This window comes from Serratia sp. HMSC15F11 (assembly GCF_001808215.1).
Taxonomy (GTDB): domain Bacteria; phylum Pseudomonadota; class Gammaproteobacteria; order Enterobacterales; family Enterobacteriaceae; genus Serratia; species Serratia nevei.
This window is the reverse complement of the sequence record NZ_KV792436.1, coordinates 1-781: the sequence shown is the minus strand read 5'-3', so window position 1 is coordinate 781 and position 781 is coordinate 1. Positions and strand designations below refer to the sequence as shown.

The 781-nt window shown below is 49.4% G+C and carries 2 pseudogenes; one reads left to right on the top strand and one right to left on the bottom strand.

Annotated features, from left to right (window positions below):
- Positions 1 to 281, bottom strand: a pseudogene (locus tag HMPREF3138_RS25305) (IS1-like element IS1A family transposase); the annotation flags it as partial.
- Between the two features lie 92 nt (positions 282 to 373).
- Between HMPREF3138_RS25305 and HMPREF3138_RS25295 the strand changes: the two are divergent.
- Positions 374 to 739: pseudogene (locus HMPREF3138_RS25295) on the top strand (Tn3 family transposase); the annotation flags it as partial.
- Positions 740 to 781: the final 42 nt, after the last annotated feature.

The window sequence follows — 781 nt, the reverse complement described above, 5'->3', positions numbered from 1 at the left end:
CGAGGTTACCGACTGCGGCCTGAGTTTTTTAAGTGACGTAAAATCGTGTTGAGGCCAACGCCCATAATGCGGGCGGTTGCCCGGCATCCAACACCATTCATGGCCATATCAATGATTTTCTGGTGCGTACCGGGTTGAGAAGCGGTGTAAGTGAACTGCAGTTGCCATGTTTTACGGCAGTGAGAGCAGAGATAGCGCTGATGTCCGGCAGTGCTTTTGCCGTTACGCACCACCCCGTCAGTAGCTGAACAGGAGGGACAGCTGATAGAAACAGAAGCCACTGGAGCACCTCAAAAACACCATCATACACTAAATCAGTAAGTTGGCAGCATCACCCATTTTTGTGCATTACGTCGCATGTATATTCCTCGTTAAAATACAGTCGGGGCTGAATAAAGGTGAGGCTCGCAATGCCCTTGCGCGAGCGGTCTTTATGCATCGGCTGGGTGAAATCAGAGATCGGGGGCTGGAGAATCAGAGCTATCGAGCCAGCGGTCTGACGTTGCTGACTGCGGCGATCTCACTGTGGAATACGGTATATATAGAAAGAGCGATAGATTCTTTGAGACGAAAAGGGATCCCGATTAATGAGCAACTGATTACCCATCTGTCACCACTGGGATGGGAACATATCAACCTGAGCGGGGATTACGTCTGGAGAACGAACCTCAAACTGGGACAGGGTAAATACCGCGCATTACGCTCAGTGAATAGTAATATGTACAAAAAACAGGCTTAGCGTAGGATAATTAATGAGATGGTCACTCCCTCCTTCCCGGTA